This is a genomic window from Mesobacillus maritimus (genome assembly GCF_023715205.1).
GTDB classification, from domain to species: Bacteria; Bacillota; Bacilli; order Bacillales; family Cytobacillaceae; genus Mesobacillus_B; species Mesobacillus_B maritimus_C.
This window is the reverse complement of the sequence record NZ_JAMBNR010000019.1, coordinates 1-20,820: the sequence shown is the minus strand read 5'-3', so window position 1 is coordinate 20,820 and position 20,820 is coordinate 1. Positions and strand designations below refer to the sequence as shown.

Annotated in this window: 16 protein-coding genes, 1 rRNA gene and 1 other annotated feature; of the genes, 7 read left to right on the top strand and 10 right to left on the bottom strand. The window is 39.5% G+C overall.

The window, feature by feature from the left end:
• The first annotated feature begins 332 nt into the window (after positions 1 to 332).
• The 4 genes from M3182_RS21865 (at position 333) to M3182_RS21850 (ending at position 6,054) form a co-directional block, all read left to right on the top strand.
• Positions 333 to 1,853, top strand: a complete 1,521-nt coding sequence (locus M3182_RS21865) for an NADH dehydrogenase subunit 5 (RefSeq protein ID WP_251560074.1) — start codon at positions 333 to 335, stop codon at positions 1,851 to 1,853.
• A gap of 184 nt (positions 1,854 to 2,037) precedes the next feature.
• Complete coding sequence (locus tag M3182_RS21860; protein ID WP_432806729.1) at positions 2,038 to 4,665, top strand: DUF2309 domain-containing protein; 2,628 nt, start codon at positions 2,038 to 2,040, stop codon at positions 4,663 to 4,665.
• 422 nt (positions 4,666 to 5,087) lie between these two features.
• Positions 5,088 to 5,456, top strand: a complete 369-nt coding sequence (locus M3182_RS21855) for a Na-translocating system protein MpsC family protein (RefSeq protein WP_251435900.1) — start codon at positions 5,088 to 5,090, stop codon at positions 5,454 to 5,456.
• 91 nt (positions 5,457 to 5,547) lie between these two features.
• Positions 5,548 to 6,054 (top strand): carbonic anhydrase, encoded by a 507-nt coding sequence (locus M3182_RS21850; protein WP_251560070.1) that lies wholly within the window; start codon positions 5,548 to 5,550, stop codon positions 6,052 to 6,054.
• A 258-nt stretch (positions 6,055 to 6,312) separates the two neighbouring features.
• Here the strand turns inward: M3182_RS21850 and bla are convergent, their stop codons facing one another.
• From bla to M3182_RS21820, 6 genes are all read right to left on the bottom strand, one after another.
• Complete coding sequence (bla, locus tag M3182_RS21845; RefSeq protein WP_251560068.1) at positions 6,313 to 7,218, bottom strand: class A beta-lactamase; 906 nt, start codon at positions 7,216 to 7,218, stop codon at positions 6,313 to 6,315.
• A 570-nt stretch (positions 7,219 to 7,788) separates the two neighbouring features.
• Complete coding sequence (locus tag M3182_RS21840; RefSeq protein WP_251560066.1) at positions 7,789 to 9,588, bottom strand: BlaR1 family beta-lactam sensor/signal transducer; 1,800 nt, start codon at positions 9,586 to 9,588, stop codon at positions 7,789 to 7,791.
• Entirely contained in the window at positions 9,588 to 9,974 is a 387-nt protein-coding gene (locus tag M3182_RS21835) for a BlaI/MecI/CopY family transcriptional regulator (protein WP_251560064.1), read from the bottom strand. The genes M3182_RS21840 and M3182_RS21835 overlap by 1 nt, the downstream gene beginning before the upstream one ends.
• 139 nt (positions 9,975 to 10,113) lie before the next feature.
• Complete coding sequence (locus M3182_RS21830) at positions 10,114 to 10,794, bottom strand: hypothetical protein (protein WP_251560062.1); 681 nt, start codon at positions 10,792 to 10,794, stop codon at positions 10,114 to 10,116.
• 16 nt (positions 10,795 to 10,810) lie between these two features.
• Positions 10,811 to 11,221: a hypothetical protein gene (locus M3182_RS21825; protein WP_251560061.1), complete on the bottom strand. Its 411-nt coding sequence runs from the start codon at positions 11,219 to 11,221 to the stop codon at positions 10,811 to 10,813.
• 591 nt (positions 11,222 to 11,812) lie between these two features.
• The gene (locus M3182_RS21820; protein ID WP_251560059.1) at positions 11,813 to 12,283 is read right to left on the bottom strand and encodes a hypothetical protein; all 471 of its coding nucleotides are present in this window, start codon (positions 12,281 to 12,283) and stop codon (positions 11,813 to 11,815) included.
• Between the two features lie 282 nt (positions 12,284 to 12,565).
• Here M3182_RS21820 and M3182_RS21815 point away from each other — a divergent pair, with 282 nt between their 5' ends.
• Entirely contained in the window at positions 12,566 to 13,051 is a 486-nt protein-coding gene (locus tag M3182_RS21815; protein ID WP_251560057.1) for a hypothetical protein, read from the top strand.
• Positions 13,052 to 13,298: 247 nt separating this feature from the next.
• Positions 13,299 to 13,531: a binding site (T-box leader), on the top strand.
• A 50-nt stretch (positions 13,532 to 13,581) separates the two neighbouring features.
• A complete protein-coding gene (asnS, locus tag M3182_RS21810; RefSeq protein WP_251560055.1) occupies positions 13,582 to 14,973 on the top strand; it encodes an asparagine--tRNA ligase in 1,392 nt (463 codons plus the stop codon).
• A 98-nt stretch (positions 14,974 to 15,071) separates the two neighbouring features.
• Here the strand turns inward: asnS and M3182_RS21805 are convergent, their stop codons facing one another.
• From M3182_RS21805 to M3182_RS21795, 3 genes are all read right to left on the bottom strand, one after another.
• Complete coding sequence (locus tag M3182_RS21805; RefSeq protein WP_251560053.1) at positions 15,072 to 15,965, bottom strand: hypothetical protein; 894 nt, start codon at positions 15,963 to 15,965, stop codon at positions 15,072 to 15,074.
• A gap of 395 nt (positions 15,966 to 16,360) precedes the next feature.
• Positions 16,361 to 17,266, bottom strand: coding sequence for a fumarylacetoacetate hydrolase family protein (locus M3182_RS21800; RefSeq protein ID WP_251435865.1), 906 nt, complete (start codon positions 17,264 to 17,266; stop codon positions 16,361 to 16,363).
• A gap of 191 nt (positions 17,267 to 17,457) precedes the next feature.
• Complete coding sequence (locus M3182_RS21795) at positions 17,458 to 18,228, bottom strand: cyclase family protein (RefSeq protein WP_251560051.1); 771 nt, start codon at positions 18,226 to 18,228, stop codon at positions 17,458 to 17,460.
• A 348-nt stretch (positions 18,229 to 18,576) separates the two neighbouring features.
• Between M3182_RS21795 and M3182_RS21790 the strand changes: the two genes are divergently transcribed.
• Complete coding sequence (locus M3182_RS21790; RefSeq protein ID WP_251560049.1) at positions 18,577 to 20,046, top strand: serine hydrolase domain-containing protein; 1,470 nt, start codon at positions 18,577 to 18,579, stop codon at positions 20,044 to 20,046.
• A 261-nt stretch (positions 20,047 to 20,307) separates the two neighbouring features.
• Here M3182_RS21790 and rrf read toward each other — a convergent pair.
• A 5S ribosomal RNA gene (gene rrf, locus M3182_RS21785) occupies positions 20,308 to 20,423 on the bottom strand.
• Positions 20,424 to 20,820: the final 397 nt, after the last annotated feature.

The following is a 20,820-nucleotide window of genomic DNA, read 5'->3' as shown; positions in this document are numbered from 1 at the left end:
TAAATCTATTACTATAGAGGTTCATTTGATTCGGTTTTCCGTTTGTTAGAAAAGAAATAAAATATAGAGGTAGACTGTTAAAAAACCTATACTGGTTCGTTGATAGTAAACCGACAATTTTTTAAGTTTAATGGGGTCGTATGACCATTGACTTATAAAATTGTCGGTTTTTTATTTTTTTACGGCTTTTCTCTCAAACTTTGGTTGTTTTGAAGAGAGAAAACAGCCTTTTTCTGAAGCTTATTAAATCAATGAAATTTACATATGAAGCAATTGTTAAAGGTTCAATCAAGGTTGCTTCCATCCTTGAAAGTCAATGGGAGGAAATTAGAATGTTCGATTCTTTGCACATGTTTATCTTATTTTGTTTATCACTCGGGGTTTCTGTTGGGAGTGCATTAGTCTTATTATTTCCAAGAGTTCCGGTGAATTTTGTTCGGATTCACACTAAGCTCATCTCCCTCCCCCCACTCATTGCCTTGTTGGCACTTGTTTCCAATCAGGAGAGTGTGACGCTTGGTCCTTGGCGACTTGATGCGTTATCCTGGCTGATTGCGTTGTTTGTCCTAACCATCGGTTTAATTCTACAACGCTATTGTGTTCGTTATTTACATGGAGATTATGCATATCGGAAATATTTCGCTTTTTTCACATTCACTACGGTTGCTGATTCCGTCGCTTGGCTAAGTGATGATCTTCGATTGATGGTCATCTGTTGGGGGGCAACTCTTCTAGGACTTACCTATCTCATTCGATTAAACAAAGAATGGCAAGTGGCAAGAAACGCTGCGAAGCAAGCTGGCCAATTGTTTGCAGGGAGTTGGCTTGTATTGTTGGTAGCGGTCATTTGGCTTACGCAGGCCACGGGCCACTGGGAGTTATCGCTTGCTTTAACTCCAAATAGTCTTACCCAACTAGATTCATTTGAGAAGACCTCTATCAATCTATTGTTAATCGTGGCCATTATGATTCCAGCCGCACAATGGCCGTTCCAAGGATGGTTATTAAACTCTGTTGTCGCACCTACACCTGTTTCTGCTGTCATGCATGCAGGGATCGTGAATGCAGGTGGAATTCTTTTAACTCGCTTCTCCCCTCTTTTTAACGGCGATGCGGCACAGATTGTTCTTCTTGTGCTTTCGAGTATCTCCGTTTTAGTGGGAACAGGCATTATGTTGGTTCAAGTGGACTATAAGCGACAGTTGGTTGGGTCGACGATTGCGCAAATGGGATTTATGTTGATTCAGTGTGCGTTGGGTGCATATTTGGCCGCGATGATTCACGCCGTGTTACATGGATTATTTAAATCGACTCTTTTTTTACAAGCTGGTTCGGCGATTCAACAGAAAAATCCAAAACTCCAGTTACTAGGACTGCCTGCATTAAATAGAAGAATCTCTGGAATGCTTTTAGGTGTGCTTGTCGGGATGACTTTTTGGTTCACCTCAGCTGGTAACGGATATCTATTGGTCAGTGCTTTCATTTTAGGATGGTCCGCTTATATTGCTTGGACACAACTCGTTCTTTCTGGGCAAGGACTAATCGGACGCATGGCTGGAATCATCCTTTTTGTCGGTGTGGCATTGGTGTACACAGGCATCCATTTTGTCTTTGAAAGTTTGTTACATTCAGCTGTACCGAACGGTGTGCAACCATCTTTACCTGTTGCTCTTGTATTCCTAGTGATCTTGTTAGCTGGTCTGCTAGTTAGTGTCTGGCTTGCTCGAAATCCTTCGTCAAAAGCATTTGCCATCCTATATCTATGGCTCATTCGCCTAGGAGAGCCTCAAACGAAAATGGTAGAAAACCATCCTATTCACTTAAAAGGCTTCTCTCGTAAAGATTGTTGTTAAAATCCTAAAGCCGATTTTAACGCTGAATAAGCCATTTTGTTCGTTCATACTAAGTTTGCTGGCTCTTTTCTCGTGATGTAAGTTGCTTGTTAGAGAAAGCAAAGCTGATATTTTTTATTTTATCTCTAAAAACTACAAAGTTTGAGAAAAGAGCCCTAAAAAAAATCAATGTCTAAAGGGGGATTTGATGATGAACGCCATATTACCGTTAGATAGAAATGTAAAATTTGAAAAAGAATTTGATTACCTTGGTGCGGATCTAAGCGAACTCGTAACATTAGCCAGTAACGTAATCTCCCCGCTTGGTCCGATTAACACGTTTGCGGCCCGAAATCCTTGGGTAGGCTTGGAGGAACAAACATTTGAACAGGTCGCACGCCGATTCAAGGACTTTGGTGACCTTGATCTTTATCCCGGATATTCCGCTTTTCAATTGGCACAGAAGCAAGGAGAAATTAAAGATGAACTTTTAGAAAGAGGATTGAACCACTGGCTTGACTCGCAATCTCTTAAACTCGATCGCAAGGTGGCCGAACGGTTCTGTCGAAATGCTCTTATACAATCTACCAGAAAACCAAAACCAGTATCAGTCGCTAAGTTGAAAAAGCTGGCAACCAAGCTAAGCCATTTTGGGCCTATGCTAACGGAAAAACATTCAGTAAGAACGTATAGCCAGCTTTTCGAACAAATGGGAGATGAAAGTCTGGGGAAAGAGCTTGATCACCAGATGATCAAGTGGTGCAAGTTGTTTTTAGATGAGTCCCAGGCGGTATGGTCGATGCCACATCGTGAAGAAGGGTTTTATCAAGCATGGCGGAAACTGGTCCAATTTGACCCTGAGCTTCGTCAAACTATCCGTAAACAATTAAGGGATTTGCCTCAAGACGCCGAGCAGGCATTGAAGGAAGTTTTGTTAAAACTAAATGTCCCCTACTCTCAAGTGCAAGAGTATCTAGAAGCACATTTACTTGCATTACCAGGCTGGGCCGGCATGATGTTGTGGCGTTCCCAACAATCGTCCAACAATTCTTCTCTGCTAACGGAGTATTTGGCTGTTCGAGTTTCGATGGAATATGCATTGATAGAACCTTATCTTCCGATTCCTGAACAAAGCATCGCGAAAATCATTATGACCGAAGATTTGATTGCTGACTGGCTAACTTGGGGGGAAATGTCGTTCAACGCGTGGTCACAAATGTCTTCTAGTGAAATAAAAGCGCGTTTGACGCTTGCTTACCGTTTTGATCAGGTGACCCGCAATCGACTTTGGCTTGAAGCATGGGAACAAACCTACGAAGATCATGTTAAAACCATGCTGACAGCACAGCCATTACCCTTAAAAGAAGAACAGACTCCCCTAGCGCAATTTGTTTTTTGCATTGATGTTCGCTCAGAGCCTTTTCGACGCAAACTAGAACAAGCTGGAGAGTTTGAAACGTTTGGCACGGCTGGGTTTTTCGGTTTGCCAATTGAGACAAACGAACTTGGCAGCAGCCATACTCATAACTCCTTACCGGTTATGTTCAAACCAAAATATAAAGTGAAAGAAACCTCATCTCATAGTGAATTCGAAAAATATAACCAACAACAGCAGGTTTCCCATTCACTTAGCACTACTTTTAAAACAATGAAACAGAACTTACTAAGTAGTTTGTTGCTACCAGAGATCAGTGGCCCTTGGCTTAGCTTGCAAATGATGGCGAGAAGCTTGATGCCACGTAAAACAGGAGAGGCTTTTGGTAAAATTCGGAACACCTTGATTCGGAAACCTACTACTGAATTAACACTTGACCATGTCCATACATGTGATAGTGAGTTGCCACTTGGGTTTACAGATGAAGAAAAAGTGTTTTATGCAAAGCAAGCTCTAACGATGATGGGACTGACGGACCACTTCTCACCTTTGGTGGTCATTTGCGGCCATCGAAGTCATAGCACAAACAATCCTTATGCTTCTGCCCTCGACTGTGGTGCATGTGGTGGCGCGTCTAGTGGGTTTAATGCTCGAGTACTGGCCACTTTGTGCAATCTACCAAAAGTGAGACAACGTCTCGCGACTGAGGGCATTACAATTCCGAAAGAGACCGTTTTTGCGGCAGCGGAGCATATCACCTCCCTTGATGAGCTACAATGGCTTTATGTTCCTGAACTTTCAGAAGCAGCGAAAAACGCCTTTGACCAAATCACTGAGGCGTTGCCAAAAGTCAGTGAAGCAGCAAGTTCTGAGAGAATCATAAACCTGCCAAAGATCGGGAATAACAGGAAGAATGGTCGCGATGAAGCACAAACGAAAACAGAAGATTGGAGCGAGGTTCGCCCCGAATGGGGACTCGCACGAAACGCCACGTTTATTATTGGAGACCGCATGCTAACCCGCGATCTCAACTTAGAAGGCCGCGCATTCCTTCATAACTATAACTGGCAAAATGATCATAATGGGCGTACACTAGAAAACATCATCGCTGGCCCTGTGACGGTTGCTCAATGGATTAACCTACAATATTACGCGTCAACTGTAGCACCCCATTTTTATGGAAGTGGAAATAAGGCGACGCAAACGGTCACTTCCGGAATCGGTGTTATGCAAGGAAATGCGAGTGATTTATTATCCGGACTTCCTTGGCAGTCTGTGATGAAATCTGACGAAGAGCTTTATCATGCTCCCCTTCGATTGCTAGTGGTGATTCAAGCTCCAAAAGAATCTGTTGAAAAGTTATTAAAACAGCAGCCTGCTTTTCAGCAAAAAATTCAAAATGGCTGGATTCGGCTTGCTTCGATTGATGACGAAGGAGTTTGGGAGAGCTGGTCATAAACTAGGATAAAAAATGACAAGGAGACTTCCGGTCTGCCCTCAGGAAAGCGAGGTGCCGGGAGTGGGAACCAACATGATGGTCAAAATATGGTGAAACTTCATTCAGTGGAGGGTTGCTCTATCCCCTACTGAATGATCGTCACGTATAGCATGATAAAAAGTTCTATCAGGAAGATAATCATCTTTCATAGATGTACATACTAGGAAAAGCATTTATGTAAAAAGCTGTTTTCATAAAATGATTTTTCTAGAACCAATTTTAAAAGTTCATAAGGTAGTAAAGTTTAAAGTTTGGAAGCTCTTTTCTCATTAATATTACATAGCCCATTTAATTGCTTCAAAAGCAACAAATTCAAGAAAAGAGCCTACTTAAAAAGAAAGACAATTATTGTTATATGTTTTGTATTAGGGGGAACAAAGAAATGGATAAAAAATCAAAAGGAACGCTTGAAGCTGAAATCAGCCAAGCTTTAACACAGTGGGAAAAAAGTTACCTTGGACGTGGGTCCGTTTCGGTGAAAACCGATATTTTACGAGATATGATTATTGTGGATTTACGCGGGATCTTAACGCCTGCTGAATATTCTCTCTGTCAGAATATCGAAGGTTTGTTATCCATAAAAGAGAACCGAAACGGTTTGGTGGAATCAGGAATTGAAGATTTAAAGGAGATTATTTTCAATATAACAGGTTCCACTGTAAAGAGTTTTTTCACGGATATCAGTACAAACACCGGAGAACGAGTGATGGTTTTCAAGCTGTCAGAGGACTTAGAAAGTAAATTACAATAATCCTTCGTAGTTCAAGTTAAGTACTCAGACGATTCAATATGAACGTTGTCTAGGAGGCAAACAAATCTCAAATTTTTATGGAGTGTATGTGATGAATAGAGATAAAAAGAAAAAAACATTATATTTTGTGATCGGTTCGGAGTCCGAATGTGAAGGTTTTATAAAAAGATCGACTTCGATTAACAGAGATGAAATCATCATCCTACAAAATGATGGGCCAGTCTTTTTACAACCTTTTGGCGACCTGATGAGAGACATTATCATAAATGTGTATCAGCATAACATTGAAGAAATCGTTGTCGTTTCCTCAAAAGATAGTCAAAAGGATTCAGAAGACGCACTTACTAAAATATACGGTCAAAAAGAGTTACAAGAGAAAAGAACAACATTAGATTATCTATTGAACCATTGCCAACCTGAATTTCCTGAACAGAGTTTAAAAGAATGGTTAGAAGGCAGCAACTCCTTAACCGATCAGGTTGAAAAGATTGTTCGCACCCTTCGTCACCATCCGTTAATTGCAGCAGATATAAAAGTATCGGAATTGTATCTGGAACAGGCAAACGAAAATGCAGCAGAAGAAATGAGCATTTTCTAGGTCATACCTATCTGGGTCCTGAGCTTTGGAAATAAAGATAACCCAAAAAGGGATGTAACCTAACCTTTTTCTATCAATCTAAAACTCTAGACAAAACGGGCAGTATTGGGCATTTCATCGATTTGTCCCCTATTGTCTTCTGATCTACAGGGGGAATCTTCATGATTCCCCCCCTTTTAGTATTCCTGATATGTGTGTATAAGACGACAAAATGACCGGTCTGTTTACTGATGCAATGGAGAATTTTGTTAATTAAATTCACCTCAGAGAATTAAGTGCGACCTTGGCAGCTTCTGCTATAAGTGCATTATCATAGGCGTCATTCTGTGTATTGCGGCTGGATAGAACGGCAATCACAATGGGAGCTCTATTCGGTGGCCAAACAATCGCAATGTCATTACGTGTTCCATAGCTCCCTGCCCCGCTTTTATCGTCAACTTCCCAACCTATTGGTGCACCAGCACGGATTAATTCATTACCAGTGGAATTTCCCCTCATCCAATCTATCAGGAGCATCCGTTTTTCAGGAGAGAGCAAGTCGCTTACTGCAAAAGCCTGGAGGCTGGTAGCAAGTGCTTTTGGTGTGCTAGTGTCCCGAATATCCCCAGGAACGGCTGAGTTCAAATCCGTTTCGTAGCGATCCACTTGGGTAACATTATCGCCAATCTTTCTCAGTGCTGTTTCAAACCCTTCAGGACCTCCTAGTTTTTCTAATAAAAGGTTCCCTGCGGTGTTGTCGCTAAATCGAACAGCAGCCTCTATCACTTCTCGAAGAGTCATCCCGGTATCTACTTTAACTTCTGTGACAGGTGAATACGGAACGAGGTCCTCACTGGTATATGTAACTAACTCGTCGAGTTGGCTTATTGAGTAATGCTGCAGCAATGCACCCGCGGCCAGAGCTTTGTATGTAGATGCGTAAGCGAAACGCTCATGTGGTCGATAGGAGACGGTCCGATTGGTGCCTGTATCAATCGCGTAGACCCCGAGCCGGGCGTCAAATTTTCTCTCGAGTTCTGCAAACTCACGGTGTATAGGGGATTTAGGTGTTTTCTTGACCGCCTTTCCTGGCTTGTCAAAAAGGCTATGGTTACTCATAGACCAGCCGCCTAGGGATACAATGGCAACCAATAGCACTAGCAGAGAAATTATAATACGATACATTCTGTCATGATTATGTTTTATCTTCAAAATCTTTACCCCTTTCTTTTAGTAATCGGTTAAGTGGGTTTCATTTTAATGTTTATGTTTTGGCAAACAAGATTGACTATTGACCAGCAGTATTTTTAAAATGATGTATGAACTTCGTATACCAGGACAGAGTGAATGATAGTGAAGGAGCAAGCATTTGGACAATCACAAGATACGTTTTCTATTATTCTCTTGTTTTTCATGCGACACGTTTTCTACTAATCTCCTGTTTTTCATGCACCATGAAATCTTCATGCGGCACATCTTCTATCTATAACTCATTTGATCTTTTCTACCCAAAATGCAGGGGTTGAATTTCCTCCTTTCACCAATTTTGATTTATGCACCACCTAATATTACAAGTGTAGTATTAAGTTTCGTGATTAATACTACACTTGTAATAATTAGGTGTCAATTCAATTCTTCCTTTTGTTGTCTTTTTCCTTTAGTAAGAAAAAGTAGTATATTATAGCTTACATACTACAAATGTAGTATGTAGGGCCAGAAAAACCTAAAAAGGAAGGACCAGCCTCTCTAGGTTCTTTATTCATAGATCTTTTTATGATGCAGAATCTGCTTGGCAATCTCCGCTGCCTTGCTTCCTTGTGCCTGACCATCCTTATTTTGAATATTAATTGCAAAATAAAAACGATCTTCATCTTTATCAACAAAGCCAATAAACCAGCCATTTACATTCTTATCATTAATCATACCGGTTCCCGTTTTCCCATACAACATGCTATTCTTTTGCTCCTCTATGAATATCGCCTGTTTTACCGCTTGGAGATTTTCAGTTTTAAAACCCAACTGATTTTCTCCTAATTTGGATAATAATAGAACTTGTTCAATCGGTGATATTTTTAAGGAAGATTCCATCCAGTAGCTGTCCAAATTCCCTGTAAGATCCTCATTCCCGTATTCTATTTTGTGAAAATACTCTTGCAGTTTCTTTCTCCCTACCTCTCGATCGGTATTCTGGAAATACCAATTCACGGAATGGCTCAAAGCGGTCGCTAAATTTTGATTTTGATTCCACTCTGGAATGGGGTGAGGTTTCCAATCCCAAACCTGTTCATTGTTATTCGGGGTAATCACATTGGATTCCAATGCAAATAAGGCAGAATAGATTTTATAGGTACTATTAGGAGAAATCCTTTGCTGGCTCAGCTCACGATTATAAATTTGATAGTGATTTTTAGAAGAATCATATAAAACAAAACTGCCCTTGTACCCCTCAAAATAGGAGCTTAAATCCTCATACACTACATTCTTCCCGTTAAAATGATATACATCATCTGGGCTAGCAATAACAGTGGTCATTGGAGTAATGACTAGCACGACCATTCCTAAAATCGAACAGATGACCTTGCTTTTCCATTTTAAGTATCGAGATTCGCTAGAGAAGCTTGCAATAGACAGGATTCTTTGTTTGATGTGCCTTTTCGTCCCCCCGATCCCTGGCGCAAACTGTCCAAGGGTTTGATCATGTTTCTTATCTGCAAATCGGATGATGGTATGGCCATATTCGATATATTCACGCTCCTCCAAGAGATTTAAAACGGAAGCATCACAGGCTAATTCCCGGTCGAGTTGAATCCTTTTTATGGCATACCAAACAATCGGATTAAACCAATAAAGAATACGAAACAACCACATGACGTAATTCACAAACAAATCCTTGCTTTTCTGATGCTGCAGCTCGTGCAAAAACACGTACTTTAATTCACTTAATGAGGTATCTTCTCGTGTTTTGCTTGATAAAAATATATAAGGTCGAAAAATCCCCACCGTGATCGGCGAGGCAATAAGCAAGGTCTCCCGCAGCCTAATGTTTCTTTTCACCCCAACCAACTCTTTGCACGCTTCTAATAGTTCCATTAACTTTTGGTTATGTACAGCCGCAGCTGACTTTTTCATTTGATGGATTTGATAGTTTGAATAAACAGCAGCCACAACAAAAAGAACCACTCCAATCATCCAAACGATAAAAAGGGTTTGGTAGATGAAATCGGGCGTTGACTTGTTAACCGATACCGTGAAATCATGTAATAAATCACTATTTGGTGCTTGAGTGGCATCCACTCCAGTCATCCTATCACTCTTGGAAAGCTCGTCACTATGCATAAAAAGGAAGCTTTTAAAATAGCGAATTCCTTCTCCAAGTCGAAAAGTATTCCAAGGTAAGAACCCCGCAAGGATAGGTATGCAAAGGAAATACCAAATTTGATAATGGGCTTTCGCCGTCATATGAGGGTTTAATAGTTTTTTGATGAGTAAAATGACAAAAATCAGGAAGGATACCACGATTGTACTAACGAAAATCCGCAGCATGATGGTATCCACTATTTTTCCCCTTTCTTGTCCCGCTTGGAAAGTATTTCTTTTAACTCCGAAAGATCTTCTTTCGATAACTTATCATTTTCAATAAAATTTAATACCATTGAATTTAAAGTGCCGCCAAAGAACTGCTGAAGAAAGGATTTACTTTTATGCTCAACATATTCGTTCTTTTCAACAAGTGTAGTATAAACAAACACGCGGCCATCTTTCCTTGCCTGTAAGGCCTTTTTCTTAACTAGGCGCGCCAGCATGGTGTGAATGGTATTAGGCTTCCAATCATTTTTATTCGATAATTTCTCGACTACCTCAGGAGTCGAAATCGGCTCAAAGTCCCATATAACCTTCATCACTTCAAATTCTGCTTCTGATATTTGTGGAATCCCCTTCATGAGAACCCTCCTACTTTTACAACTGTAGTATTTATTATAGCAAGACGTTCTAAAAACACAAAGAAATAAAGGTCCCTTCCCTATTGAAGGATCCTTCCCGTACTTTAATAAGAGGAAGCGATTGTTTGTTATTGATCCGCTACCCGTTAGCACTTATACTTCCTCGAACATCATTTGCAAACGTCTTAAATAAAGGAAGCCCAAAATCATTTTTCTCTTCAAGAAATTTAATCTTGTCTCGAATGATTTCATCAATCTGATCTGTTTTGTTCAGAATTTTAGCGAAACCAACAGCGTTCATGGCTCTTTTACAATCAATACTTGTTAGAAACCAACTTTCTTTCCCATCGTCCAGACACCCTTTAAAAGCATTTTCCATAATTGAGTATTTTTCAATGTAGGGAAATGCAACTATTTCAATCGTTTTATAAATATTGTTTGAAATTAGCTCAATGTCACTTTCTTTGTTTATTGTCCACCTTTTCATTTTCCCTTCAGACAAATGACCGAGTTCTGCACCAATACTGAAAGTTTGGTTTTTCTCTTTTGCACTTAATAACGTATGATGTTTATTTTTGATTTCTTCCAGTACGTCAAACCGAATCCCGACATCCACAGTTAAATCAAAGTCATCATGGTGGTTTATAAAAGATACATGAATCGCTACTTTTCCAAATTCAAATGGCTTCCAAAAAGATTGTCTTGATGTATTTTTTCTATAACCCAAAACAGATAACTTTTTATGGAGTTGATTCCATAGCATATTCTTTTGGTCCAGTTTATCCATATATACTCCACAACCTTTAGCAGTACTTGCCATTAGTAAGGAACCCAAGTTAAATACGATAAAACCAGTCTTTATTGATTACTAATAGATTCATTAAATATTTTTCTATCTTTTCTTCATTCTCCAAAATCCATTGATCAATGTGTTCCATAATGGTCTCATCATTATATTTGTTTATCCCCATGTTAAACATAGTGAGAATCTCATTTTCTTCTTTTGTTTCTAGGTTGCGAATAACGATGGTAGCTGAAACATCATTTAGTGTTTCATAATAGGTACAAACACCTGATCTCTCGGACTGTGCTTGCCAATTCATCATCTCTCTTAATTCAACATACCAATCTGGCAAGGTGTCTCGTTCCCTAAATTCTGTATAGGCAATAACTAACAATTCAACCATTGAATGATAATCATTAATGTTAGTAAAAAAGTTATCAATATATGTTTTACTATATTTCATCGTTATCGTTACCTCACATTTTTAAAAAAAGTTGAATATAAGAAACTCTATTCCTTTACAATGAAACAGCATCTTTAACTCTATCTTTCTACTACCACTATCCTGACCCGATGTTTAAGAGAACCATCAGATTTGACTGTCTATCTTGTTATGTGATTGGTCGAGCCTTTTAGCCACACCCTATGTTTATTCGTCTAACCCCTCTAAAAATTAGATTTGTGGTCAAAGTTTCCCAACCAAGTGGTCAGTTTTCATTCTTGAACTCCCCAATTTATCAATTATAATTACCAGCACACAATATTTCTAAGAATTCTACATTGACGTGCCCAATTCCTCTTCTGTCGCTTACCTGCCACCTAAATCGAATAAACAATAATAAACGCTGCGTTAGCAGCTAATTAAACTGAAGCACCCTTCAATTGAACAAATAAATGCCTTATTCAAAAATCACTTTTTCTCCAACATTTATTTCACCGGTAACTTCAACGTTACTGGTTCACAATAAGTTTTATCAATGAATGAAAAAACGATACCCTTTTAAAGTATCGCAATTTTGCATTCTATAAATCTTACACCAACGAATATTCATGGTTAAACGCAAGTAAACGATTGAATTTGCCTCAAGCTGATTCCGAAATAAACCCATCGATACCCAGTCCAACGCCACCCGGCGACAGAGTTTCGACCAACAAAGATTGGATAGAACCAAAATTGTTCAAAGCCTCTTAGCCATACGTACGTATACCTGAATAAACATCTTCTGATGCCACCTGGATCGACAGCAAAGGTTCCGACTTGTTGTGTTTGTGCCGGAACAAATGACGGCGGTGGTGAGGTTGGTGGTCCACCCGCTTGGCCTTGACCGGGCGGTCCAAACGGAGGTTGAGACCCTGGCGGTCCTGATAGTCCTGGTGGCAACCCGATTGGAGGTAACATTTGGCCAAATTGTCTTTCATCAACGCCTGGGCTGTAATGGATATATTCTTGATAGGGGCTGGAGGATAAATAAGGGTCCCATTGATATGGTTCTTGATTATATAGATGAGCATGACTTGGATACATAGGAAGCACTCCTAACTTTAGTAAGTTCACATCATCCTATTCTTTAGGCATTATCCTAGTAGCTTGTTCTTTCAGAAATGTGCCTTAGCCTAAAATCGTAGGTTTCTAGTAAATGTCCTTGGAAAATTGGAGCCATCATGTACATTTGTTCAATGAAAAGAAAACATCCATTTCTAGGCATTCAAATAATCACATAGGTTTTCACCTACATATTGTGTACACAAGATATCACTCTGATTTTAAGATGGATGCTAGAGAGCCTGTCATAATGGAGGTATGGGAATGACTAATTTTTATTCTTTTCAAGGGATTGTCACGAGTATTCGAGACTTTAACATCGGGCAAAATCGAGAAGGTTGCTATAAATTATTCACCGTAGAAAACGAAATGGGGTCAGTGGTAAATTTCGTCGTTACACCCACCACTTACTTTGTAGACCATGTTATCGTGGCAATCGGAGATCGAATAACTGGATATTATGATGGAGATGCACCTGTTCCCCTTATTTATCCCCCACAATATCGTGCGCTCATAATGGTAAAAGATTCCCCTTTTCAAAATGTTAAAGTTGAATTCTTTAATCAGCAGTTCGTGAGTAAAGATGGACAGTTAAAATTAAATTTATCTTCCTACACGCAAGTCTTATTAACCAATGGGCAACCCTTCTCAAGAAATCCAGCGAACCGAGATTTAATTGTGATTTATGGTCCATCCACCAAAAGTATCCCCGCCCAAACAACACCTTATCGAATCATTGTTCTGTGTTAAAACTAAATTTTAAATAGAGAATGAAGCGTCCCTACTTACAGGCATTGTTCCTATTTCTTAACACTATTTATTCTTAATCGATCTCTAACCCAATGATATCAGTTGCTTTTAAATTAACTATTTTGTCTATCGCTCAATCCTGTTTTTCAGTGATTCCTAAGAATTCCCCATTATTTTTTGGGGAAACTAGACAAATAATGATATTTTGTGATAAATTATTACAATATAATTAAAAAAACTCTATATACTTAAAGCGATGAAGAGGAGAGTAGTTTTTGCTAGACTCTATAGCGATTCGGGGACGGTGGAAGCCTGAAGATGAAGCAAGAATGAAGAACACCTCTGAGTTCTAACCGAAAGAGATATTCTCAAGTAGGCTTAGACGTTACCAGAACGTTATTGACTGGGATAAGCAGTATGAAGTTGGTCATATTATGACAATTTGGGTGGTACCGCGGAAGTTAGTCTTTCGTCCCTTTCTTTGGGGATAGAAGGCTTTTTTTATTGAAAAATACCGTATGGAGGTTACTATGATCAAGACCGTAGTAAAAGATTTATACAGAAATCAAGAAAATTTCACAGACAAAACGATTCAAATTTCAGGATGGATCCGTACTCTTCGCGATTCCAAATCAATTGGCTTTATGGAGTTAAACGATGGAACATTTTTTAAGAGTGTACAAGTGGTTTTTGAGGATACGCTAGAGAACTTCAAAGAAATTACGAAGTTACCGATTAGCTCTTCTGTTTTAATAGAAGGTGAATTTGTCCCAACTCCTGAAATGAAACAGCCTTTTGAAATTAAAGCGACAAGAATTGTTGTTGAAGGATTATCTAATACAGATTATCCATTACAAAAAAAGCGACATTCTCTTGAATATTTAAGAACCATCGCTCATTTACGTCCGAGAGCCAATACCTTCTCAGCCGTTTTCAGAATAAGATCTCTTGCATCTTATGCCATACATAAATTCTTCCAGGAAAAAGGCTTTGTTTATGTCCATACACCGATTATTACTGGAAGCGATACAGAAGGTGCTGGGGAAATGTTCCGTGTGACATCCATGGATCTGAAACAGCTTCCAAAAAATGAAGACGGAAACGTGGATGACAATGCAGACTTCTTCGGCAAAGAAACCAACTTAACCGTTAGCGGTCAATTAAACGCGGAAAGCTTTGCACTTGCTTTCCGTAATGTGTATACCTTTGGTCCTACCTTTAGAGCAGAAAATTCGAATACGGCACGACATGCGGCCGAATTCTGGATGATTGAGCCGGAAGTTGCCTTTGCAGAATTACCGGATATCATGGACCTCGGGGAAGAAATGGTCAAGTATGTGATCAATTACGTTCTTGAACAAGCACCTGAAGAAATGAACTTCTTTAATAGCTTTATTGATAAGACACTAATTGAAAGATTGAAGACTGCATCTGAATCCGATTTCGGAAGAGTCACTTATACCGAAGCGGTTGAATTATTAAAGAACTCCGCTAAGAAATTTGAGTACCCTGTTGAATGGGGAACGGATTTGCAAACGGAACATGAACGTTACCTAAGCGAGGAAATTTACAAGCGACCTGTCTTTGTAACCGACTATCCGAAAGAAATTAAGGCATTTTATATGAGAGCGAACGAAGATGGCAAGACAGTAGCGGCGACTGACCTTTTGGTTCCAGGTATTGGCGAGTTAATCGGGGGAAGCCAACGTGAGGAAAGAGAAGAAGTTCTTGCAGATAGAATAAAAGAACTTGGGATGGCTGAAGAAGATTACTGGTGGTACCTCGAGCTAAGAAAATACGGTCGTACAAAGCATTCAGGCTATGGAATTGGGTTTGAACGTCTGGTCATGTATTTAACGGGAATGAAGAACATTCGCGATGTCATCCCATTCCCTCGTACACCTGGAAATGCAGACTTTTAATGAAATCTGTGTAAAAGTAAAATAGGATGCTGCGGCATCCTATTTTTTCTTATAAATCACTTTGGCACTTGTATTTTCCTTCTCTCATAATCTCCAAATTAATGAATAACTTCACTCTCAAAAACAGCTCCGTCTCGATAGACGACTTTGATGACAAATCGCATATCCTCTTCGTATGGACTGATTTCATGCAATTCAAAAAGCCGGAAATTGTCTTCTTGGTCTTCCTCCAATTTTAATAGTTCCTCCCCTATGAACGTACCATCCTGATATTTCAGAAGAGAAGCTTCTTCAATAACAGAGGTTTCGCCACTTATTTTGTGTTGCATAAGGGTCACACTAGCCTTCTTCCCACGGCTATGTATATCCCCTTGAAGAATGCCATATTGGTTTGTACCCAAATAATCGAGCGATTCCGACTGAACCTCACTACTCTTGACGTTATCCTCAGATTCTACTGAAACGAAATACTTCAAAGAGTATAGTTGCTCTTCCTTCACTGTTTCGCTCATCTCTTCCATATTTGAGCCAGATTCGAGTACCTTCACATCCCATAATGGTTCTAACTTAACCGTAATGGGGACCTTAGCCTGAAAGAGGCCTTGTTCTCCCCCTTCCGCTTGTAGTTTTTTGAACTCGGTATTCGTTCCAGTTGCATAATGAAAGAAAACCTTTGAATCCCTTTGCCTCTCTTTTACTTGCCACTTAAAAACAGCTTGTGCTTGTCCTTCTCCCAATGCATTTGTATTCACATTCATTTCAACTGGACCAAGCCAACTCAGTTCTTCCTTGAATTGATTGAAAAGCTGTTGGACCTCGCCTGATTGGTTATTGACGGAATGATGGAGATTCTGTTGTTCAGATGAGACATAATCGATTCGATTGTTTAGCTCATTCACTTTTGAGATCAACAAAAGGTTTATCACTAAGCTAATCGTTACTACTGCAGCTAGGAAAATCTTAAAATTCTTTTTTGTCTTTTCGTTTTCCATCTACTCCCCCCTAATACTTGTATGTATCTACTTTCAAAGGATAACATAATTTTGATGGAGCCAAGTTACTATTTCTAAACATTATTGAAGAATCGCCAAAGTTTGTTCAATCAATAAAGTAGTAGGAAATAGAGGGATTACACCTGAGAACACTCTCATTTTAATCCTTCTTTTCCATTCTGGTTTGTATAAAAAAGGATGCATTAATTGTTTTTCTAATATTTTTTTCGCCTTTCATGTACTTCAACTTTTTCCTCAGTTTTTACATCTGTGCTATTCTCTTTGCATAAGCCCCCAAATAAAAAATGACGTATGCCAATTTCACACGTCATTTTAAAAAAGTCCCCTGAGAATAGAACCCTTTATGTTAAACCGAAACAGTATGATCTGATTTCTTAAATAATTCTATTTGCTAACTTCCCTATCCCCTCAATTTCCAACTCGACCGTATCCCCTGGTTCTAACCATCGATGAACGTCTGGTCCTAGTTCCAACAAGCAGCCTTTGCCGACCGTACCGGAACCAATGATGTCTCCTGGATATAACGTAACACCCTGCGAAGCTCGTTCAATCATCTGGCCAAACGTATAATAGATCCTTTTACTATTCCCTTCTGAAAGGATTTTCCCATTTACTTTTGCTGACATCGTTAAATCATAACGATTCCCGACCCGGTAAGGCTCAAGTTCATCCTTTGTTACAAGATAAGGGCCGATCGAATTAGCAAAGTCTTTTCCTTTCGCAGGCCCAAGTCCAACTTTCATTTCTTTAGCCTGCAAATCCCTTGCCGACCAGTCATTTAAAACTGTATACCCAAAGATATAATCTTCTGCCTCATCCACTTTAATATTCTTTCCTTCTTTCCCGATCACACAAGCAATCTCTAATTCAAAGTCTAGCCACTTACAGTGTGGTGGTCTTTCTATTTCTTCATTAGGACCACGAATCGCCATATGATTAGTAAAATAAAACACTGGAATCTCATACCACTCGGGGGCAACCGGCAATCCAACGCGTTTGCCGGCATTAACCATATGTTCTTCGAACGCAATGAAATCACGAACACTAGGTGGATTAGGCAACGGCGCTGTTAAGGTAACTTGTTCTAAATCGTATCCTCCAGCACGGTCTCCTTTTAATTGCTGCCAAATCGGGAAGTATCTTTCTTGATGTTTAATAAAATCGAGCACATTGTCTGGCAACACTCCGTTACTAGATTCTGATAGATCGTAGATTAGATTGTTCTCGACCCAACCAGCTCGTTTTTCTCCTTTAGGATTGATAAAGCTTGTAAGTTTCATTGAAAACATTCCTTTCTTTGTTCCACTAAAGTTACATAATATTTTTATAAGCAACTGAAACCAAAGCCATTAAAATATTCGAATCCCTTAATCTACTCACAGTCCAAAGGAACCAATCCGACTTAAATACCCCTCGCTATAAAGATACTAAATATGAATACCACATGAACATCGAATACTTCCCCTCTTCCCTATTCGAAAATCGCAACTGGTCTTGCCCACCCTGCGCTCGCACCAGTGATTTTCACAGGAAACACCGCTACCGTAAAACCCGTTCGTTTTGGAAGTTTTTCTAAGTTTGCTAATTTCTCAATCTGGCAGTACTCTGCTTCTTTTCCAACGAAATGGGCTGCCCAGAGAACCCCATCACGAGGATTCTGTTTATAATCCGCTGCTTGCATCGGAAGTGGAATATCCCATCCCCACCCATCTGTCCCCATCACTTTAATGCCTTGTTGAATCAACCATCTTGTTGCTTCTGCAGAAACACCTGCATGAGAAACAGCATAATCGTTCTCGAACAAACGCTTATCTGCATCGGTTCGAACCAAGACAATATCATACGGTTGCAATTCATAATTCATCTCTGATAACTGAGTTTCCAAGTCTGTCACCGTGATTTCATATCCTGCTGCTCTGTCGCTAAAATCAAAGAGGACTCCATTTCCGTAAAACCATTCAAGTGGAAGTTCATCAATGGTTCGTGATTTTTCTCCGGCCGTTTTTGCTGCGTAATGCCATGGTGCATCAACATGAGTCCCCGTATGGGTTGTGAGCTTTACCGTCTCTACTGCCCATGCCTGACTGTCAGGAAAATCGCCCGCCTTTAATCCTAATAACGCTGCAGCTTGTTCCGCACCTTGATTGTGTGTTTCATACACAATTTCTGCAGGATACGGCTCCTTCACGCGATCATCCAACGGTGAACTTAAGTCAATAATTTGAAGCGATTTGCGATTCATTTTTTTGCCCCTTTCCATTCTTTAATTTGGTTGGTCATGCTTTCTTCCTAATATATTAGGCTGTACTTAGATCCCATTCCAATATTAGTCAAAATATTATGTAAATTTGATTCAAAACAATGAGCCCAAATGAAATAGATTGGAAGTGTGCCCAAAGCATGGACGACCAAGAAAGTCATTCACAACACATAGACAAATCATTATTTACATCTCAATCACTTATAAAAATACGACTAGAGTCTTAGAAAATAATTAGCCTCAAGCAGGTTAACCTAATAAAGACGATTTTGTATGATTACTTTACACATTAAGAATTTAAAACATATACAATTTATGGAGGAAATTTTTTTGAAAACAATATTAAATACCAAGGAATTAAGCTTTATTCTTCTGTTAATAATCCTTTTAACACCGATGTTTCATCTTCCCTTTTCTGTAAGTGTCCAAGCTGCTCAACCTTTTAAAACGGAAGATATTGATAAATTTGTCACGAACTATATAGAACGAAATGGGCTACCTGGTGCATCGATTGTAGTTGTAAAGGACGGTAAATTAGTCTATGAGAAAGGATATGGTCACGATTCTGAAGGGAAACCTATAACTGAAAAGTCGCTAATGAGAATTGGTTCAGCCTCCAAATCATTTACTGCATTTGCTGTTTTACAACTTGTTGATGAAGGGAAAATTCAACTGGATGCCCCAGTAATGAATTATTTGCCAGAGGTAAAACTTGACGATTCAAGATGGAAAGATGTTACAATACGTCAACTACTAAGCCATACATCAGGTATTCCAAACCCGACTATTGTTCCACCAGCGAATAACCTAAAAGCGGGTGTGGAACGTTTGAATGATTGGGAGCTTCAATCAAACCCAGGAGAGAAATACTATTATAGCAATGGAAATTATTGGGTTCTAGCACTTTTAGTGGAGGGAGTAAGCGGAATAGAATTCTCTCGATATCTTAAACAAAAGGTATTTTCTCCACTAGGAATGAATGACTCACTCACTACTGTGAACTCTGGAGATTTTGTACCAGGATTACCAAAAGGATACGTAACAGCATATGGATCTGCAATACCTTGGACTGAGCTTGAAGCGATGAATATGGGGGCAGGAAGTATCATTTCAACAGCATCAGATATGGGGAAATGGCTTTCTATGCAAACGAACGCAGGAAAAACTAGAACAGGAGATCAATTAATTTCAAATAAATTATTAGAAGAATCTTATTCACCACAACTTGAAAACAAAAAATACGGACTTGGTTGGGAGTTAAGTTCACCTAATGTGAAGCCAGCACGAATTTCACATAGCGGAGTGGTATCAACGTATCAAACACAACAAGACATTATACCAAGTAGTGGCTATGCCGTTGCAGTGTTACTAAATAGCTTTACCCCTACATTTGAACACGCTTATGAGATTAGTTCAGGTATCATCCAATTGACCGAAGGGAAAGAACCAGAAATAAGAGCTCCATTATCTATAATAATTGATTTTTCTCTTGGCGTTATCACACTCATTTATTTGATTTTAGGAATTAGAGGATTTCTGAGGAGTAAAAAATGGTCGGATAAACGCAAACAACATCCTACTTGGAGATTTATCCTTCGTTTAACTCCCCAATTGATTCCAACATTATTAATTGGCTGGTTGTTTTTTATTGTTCCAGCGTTACAAAACAACAGTTCGACCACGCTTGATGCATTCGGTCTTTTCCCAGCCGCAATGTTCTTATTGGCAATTGTTTTCATTATCGGAATGGTTCTTACAATTTTGAGAATCTATTATCGAATAGCATTAAATAAAGGTTAATGATTATAAAAATGACACTAAAAAACGCTCAGAATTACTCTGAGCGTTTTGCTTGCGATTTATAATGCTAAATCGTTGTTGAATTCTATGCTAATAGATATGTATTTTTGTTATTAGCAATTTTCTCTCCAAAACGAACCCGTTAACAAGATAATCTGTGTTTTTACTTTGCGCGGCGACGTTCTACTCTCATAAGGGGAAATCCTTCAACTATCCTCACGGACATAAAGAAAAAGCAACCGACATGGTTGCTTTTTCTTTGCCTGGCGACGTCCTACTCTCACAGGGGGAATCCCCCAACTACCATCGGCGCTGAGAAGCTTAACTTCCGTGTTCGGCATGGGAACGGGTGTGACCTTCTCGCCATCGTCACCAGACTATTCATTTAAGGAAAGTGATTTTGCTTTCGCAGAAATCTTTGTTCCCTCAAAACTAGATAATGTTTGTAAGAAGAAAAGTAAGTTGAGTATCGTTGTCTAGCTACGGCTCCTAACTTCTCGGCCGTTTCAATCCGTCCAAACAAATCCAAAATCGGGATTTGCATGGCCGGCTCTCCAACGTCTGTCGAAGTTGAACAGTCGCCTTCGCTTTTCGCAATCTAGCTCCAGAAGCCAAACCGTACGGCTGTTTCGCTCTCTCCTGCGAAGTCAAAAAGCGACTTCTTCTCGAGAGCTCCAACATCCTAGCGGTTTAAACGGGCTTCTTCCGCTTTTTATTTTTGGTTAAGTCCTCGATCGATTAGTATCAGTCAGCTCCACACGTCACCGCGCTTCC

What these genes read in the sequence shown, in the direction of transcription:
- M3182_RS21815 (WP_251560057.1), top strand. Translation starts at nt 12,566, where the DNA reads ATGACTAATTTTTATTCTTTTCAAGGGATTGTCACGAGTATTCGAGAC.
- M3182_RS21800 (WP_251435865.1), bottom strand. Translation starts at nt 17,266, where the DNA reads ATGAAACTTACAAGCTTTATCAATCCTAAAGGAGAAAAACGAGCTGGT.
- M3182_RS21835 (WP_251560064.1), bottom strand. Translation starts at nt 9,974, where the DNA reads ATGAAGGGGATTCCACAAATATCAGAAGCAGAATTTGAAGTGATGAAG.
- M3182_RS21855 (WP_251435900.1), top strand. Translation starts at nt 5,088, where the DNA reads ATGGATAAAAAATCAAAAGGAACGCTTGAAGCTGAAATCAGCCAAGCT.
- M3182_RS21850 (WP_251560070.1), top strand. Translation starts at nt 5,548, where the DNA reads ATGAATAGAGATAAAAAGAAAAAAACATTATATTTTGTGATCGGTTCG.
- bla (WP_251560068.1), bottom strand. Translation starts at nt 7,218, where the DNA reads ATGTATCGTATTATAATTTCTCTGCTAGTGCTATTGGTTGCCATTGTA.
- M3182_RS21825 (WP_251560061.1), bottom strand. Translation starts at nt 11,221, where the DNA reads ATGAAATATAGTAAAACATATATTGATAACTTTTTTACTAACATTAAT.
- M3182_RS21805 (WP_251560053.1), bottom strand. Translation starts at nt 15,965, where the DNA reads ATGGAAAACGAAAAGACAAAAAAGAATTTTAAGATTTTCCTAGCTGCA.
- M3182_RS21795 (WP_251560051.1), bottom strand. Translation starts at nt 18,228, where the DNA reads ATGAATCGCAAATCGCTTCAAATTATTGACTTAAGTTCACCGTTGGAT.
- M3182_RS21820 (WP_251560059.1), bottom strand. Translation starts at nt 12,283, where the DNA reads ATGTATCCAAGTCATGCTCATCTATATAATCAAGAACCATATCAATGG.
- asnS (WP_251560055.1), top strand. Translation starts at nt 13,582, where the DNA reads ATGATCAAGACCGTAGTAAAAGATTTATACAGAAATCAAGAAAATTTC.
- M3182_RS21865 (WP_251560074.1), top strand. Translation starts at nt 333, where the DNA reads ATGTTCGATTCTTTGCACATGTTTATCTTATTTTGTTTATCACTCGGG.
- M3182_RS21830 (WP_251560062.1), bottom strand. Translation starts at nt 10,794, where the DNA reads ATGGCAAGTACTGCTAAAGGTTGTGGAGTATATATGGATAAACTGGAC.